The sequence below is a fragment of the Thermomonas sp. genome (assembly GCF_035369645.1).
In the GTDB taxonomy this organism is placed as follows: Bacteria; Pseudomonadota; Gammaproteobacteria; order Xanthomonadales; family Xanthomonadaceae; genus Thermomonas.
Window position 1 is genome coordinate 1 of sequence record NZ_DAOOUM010000085.1, and the last position, 3,329, is coordinate 3,329.

General features: G+C 62.9%; 4 protein-coding genes. 1 reads left to right on the forward strand and 3 read right to left on the reverse strand.

The features are described from left to right. From PK789_RS11505 to modA, 3 genes are all read right to left on the reverse strand, one after another. Positions 1-342, reverse strand: a 342-nt coding sequence (locus PK789_RS11505; protein WP_324308955.1) for an ATP-binding cassette domain-containing protein, incomplete at its 3' end; no start/stop codon positions are given. Next, the gene (gene modB, locus PK789_RS11510) at positions 335-1,021 is read right to left on the reverse strand and encodes a molybdate ABC transporter permease subunit (protein WP_223629251.1); all 687 of its coding nucleotides are present in this window, start codon (positions 1,019-1,021) and stop codon (positions 335-337) included. The genes PK789_RS11505 and modB, both read right to left, overlap by 8 nt. A gap of 6 nt (positions 1,022-1,027) precedes the next feature. Continuing rightward, complete coding sequence (gene modA / locus PK789_RS11515) at positions 1,028-1,921, reverse strand: molybdate ABC transporter substrate-binding protein (RefSeq protein WP_263296782.1); 894 nt, start codon at positions 1,919-1,921, stop codon at positions 1,028-1,030. 108 nt (positions 1,922-2,029) lie between these two features. Between modA and ffh the strand changes: the two genes are divergently transcribed. Continuing rightward, positions 2,030-3,329, forward strand: a 1,300-nt coding sequence (gene ffh, locus PK789_RS11520; protein WP_324308956.1) for a signal recognition particle protein, incomplete at its 3' end; no start/stop codon positions are given.

Genomic DNA, 3,329 nt, shown 5'->3' on the forward strand with positions numbered 1-3,329 from the left:
CAGCGCCGCGCTGGCACCCGCGCGCTTCCAGCCATAGCGCAAATTGCCTTCCACGTTGAGGTGAGGAAGCAGGGCGCTGTGCTGGAACACCATGCCCACTGCGCGGCGGTGCGCGGGCAAGCGAAATTGCGGAGCCTGCCAGAGTTCGCCAGCAATTTGCACCCCCCCACTGGCCGCCGGCTCCAACCCGGCGATGGCTCGCAGCAAGGTGCTTTTGCCGCAACCGGAGGGGCCAAACACCACTGTGGTGCCTTGCACGGGCAGGCGCAGGTCGGCGTGCAGTTGGAACGCGCTGCGTGCCAGCCGCAGGGAAATTTCCAGCGTGTTTGCAAGTTCAGCCATGCAACACCGCCGTGCGTCGGCCCAACCACTGCATCACCAGCAGCAGCGCAAACGAAAAGGCCAACAAGCAGGCTGCCAGCACATGCGCGTCGGCATACGCCATTGCTTCCACTTGGTCATACAGCAATACCGAGAGCACGCGGGTCTGGCCTTCGATATTGCCGCCCACCATCAACACCACGCCAAATTCGCCCACCGTATGCGCAAAGCCGAGCAGGCTGGCGGTGAGCAGCGAGGGCCGCGACAGTGGCAATACGACGCTGCAAAACCGATCCAGCGGGCCGGCGCGCAAACTGGCGGCAGCGTCCAGGGTATCCGTTGCAATTGCGGCAAAACCGGCTTGCAGTGGATGCACCACAAATGGCATCGAATACAGCACCGAGGCCAGCAGCAGGCCGCTGAAGGTGAATGCCAGACTGCCCAGTCCCAGTGATTGGGTCAGCTGCCCAATCGGGCCGGCAGGTGCCAGCCCGATCAACAGATAAAACCCCAGCACGGTCGGTGGCAGCACCATCGGCAATGCCACCACCGCGCCCACCGGCGCACGCCAGAATGAGCGACTACGCGCCAGCCACCACGCCAGCGGCATGCCCACGATCAGCAGAATCAGCGTGGTGAATCCCGCCAGTTTCAGGGTCACCCAGAGCGCGGCGATCCAGGCGGGGGTGTCGACTTGCATGGGTGATCAGTCGTAACCCAGCGCGTGGATTTGTTTTTGCGCGGCCGGGCTTTGCAGGTATTTCATAAAGCCGCGTGCCGCTGGATTTTTGTAGCCATGCTGGAGCAACACTGCGCTTTGCACGATGGGCGAATGCCAGCTGGCTGGCACATCCCAGCCCGAACCGGGCTTGCCCTGCTTGCCTGCCTGCAAAACCAGCGAGCGCGGCAACAGGCCCAGTGGTGCAGCACCGCTGATCACAAACTGGGTCGCCTGGCCCACGTTTTCACCCAATACCAGCTTGGGCTCCAGTTCCACCCAGCGGCGTACGTAGTTCAGGCTTTCGCGGGCGGCTTCGCCATAGGGTGCCAACGCTGGGTTGGCGATGGCCAAACGTTCGATATGACCTTTGCGCAGCAATGCCTCGCCATCGGTCACGGCGTCGCGATCACGGCTCCACAGCACCAGCCGACCGATGGCGTAGTCGTACACGGTGTTGCCATCGGCCATGCCTTCATCGGCCAAGCGCCGTGGTGTGGCGGCATCGGCCGACAGCAATACGTCGAACGGTGCGCCGTTGTGAATCTGTGCGTACAGCTTGCCGGTGGAGGCGGCGCTGACTTCGATGCGATGCCCTGTCTGCTTGGAATACGCACGGCCCAGTTGGCGCGCGGCATCGGCAAAATTGGCGGCCACCGCCAAGCGTGCGATGGGCGGCGGCGGTGGCAGTTTGGGCTTGCTGGTGAGCGGCACGGCAGCGGTCGTTGGCGCAGTCGTAGCAGGCCTTGCCACCATCGGCTTGGCGGCGGGCGCCGCTTGTGGCTTGGCTGGCGGGCTGGCCTGTGGGACGGCAGCCAGCGTTGTGCACGGCAGCGCCAAGGCTGCCGAAATCAACCATCCCAGAATCCATCCACGCTTCATGTTCAGCATCCGGTTGCGACGTTGCGTGAAGTCTATCCGGTTGCTTCGATGCCGGTACTGGTGAGGCCCGGCTATAATCCCCGATTCGTCAATTTTTGGTGCGCCCGCGTGTTTGAATCCCTGACCCAGCGCCTGTCCGGCACGATTGAACGCCTGCGTGGCCGTGGCCGCCTGAGCGAATCCAATATCAGCGAGGCCGTGCGCGAGGTGCGCATCGCCTTGCTGGAAGCCGATGTGGCACTGCCGGTGGTGCAAGCCTTGATCCAGCGCATCAAGGTGCGTGCGGTGGGGCAGGAAGTGCTGCGCTCGCTGTCGCCGGGCCAGGTGCTGGTCAAGATCGTGCGCGACGAATTGGCCATGGTGATGGGCGCGCAGGCATCCGACCTGAACCTCAATGTGCCGGCCCCTGCGGTGATTTTGATGGCCGGCTTGCAAGGTGCGGGCAAGACCACCACGGTGGCCAAGCTGGCCAAGCACCTGAAGGACAAGCGCAAGAAGAAAGTGATGGTGGTGTCCGCCGACGTCTACCGTCCGGCCGCGATCGAGCAATTGCAGACGCTGGCCGGTCAGGTGGGGGCGATTTTCTTCCCCTCCGATGCCTCGCAAAAGCCCGAGGCCATCGTCAAAGCCGCGATAGATGAGGCGCGCAAGACGTTTGCCGATGTACTGATTGTGGATACCGCCGGTCGCACCAGCATTGACGCTGCGATGATGGCCGAGATCAAAGCCCTGCACGCCGCAGTGAACCCGGTCGAAACCTTGTTCGTGGTCGATTCGATGACCGGCCAAGATGCGGCTGTGACGGCCAAGCATTTTGGTGAAGCACTGCCGCTGACCGGCGTAGTGCTGACCAAGACCGATGGCGATGCACGCGGCGGCGCGGCACTCTCGGTGCGCTACATCACCGGCAAGCCGATCAAATTTGTCGGCGTGGGCGAGAAGCCCGACGGCCTGGACGTGTTCCATCCCGAGCGCGCCGCCGGCCGCATCCTCGACATGGGCGACGTGCTGTCGCTGGTCGAACAGGTGGAATCGCAGGTCGATCAAGACAAAGCCAAAAAACTGGCCGAGAAAGTGGCCAAGGGCAAAAAGTTTGACCTCAACGACATGCGCGACCAGCTTGAACAAATGCAGAACATGGGTGGCTTGTCTGGCTTGATGGACAAACTGCCGGGCATGGGTCAGGTGCCGGAGTCGGTCAAGCAGCAAGTGACCGGCAAGGAAGTGCCGCGCATGATCGCCATCATCAATTCGATGACCAAAAAAGAACGCCGCAACCCGGATCTACTCAACGGCTCGCGGCGCGCGCGGGTGGCACGCGGCAGCGGCCTCACCCCGGCCGACGTCAACAAAGTGCTCAAGCAATACCAGCAGATGGAAAAAATGATGGGCAAGCTGGGCCGTGGCG

What these genes read in the sequence shown, in the direction of transcription:
- modA (WP_263296782.1), bottom strand. Translation starts at nt 1,921, where the DNA reads ATGAAGCGTGGATGGATTCTGGGATGGTTGATTTCGGCAGCCTTGGCG.
- modB (WP_223629251.1), bottom strand. Translation starts at nt 1,021, where the DNA reads ATGCAAGTCGACACCCCCGCCTGGATCGCCGCGCTCTGGGTGACCCTG.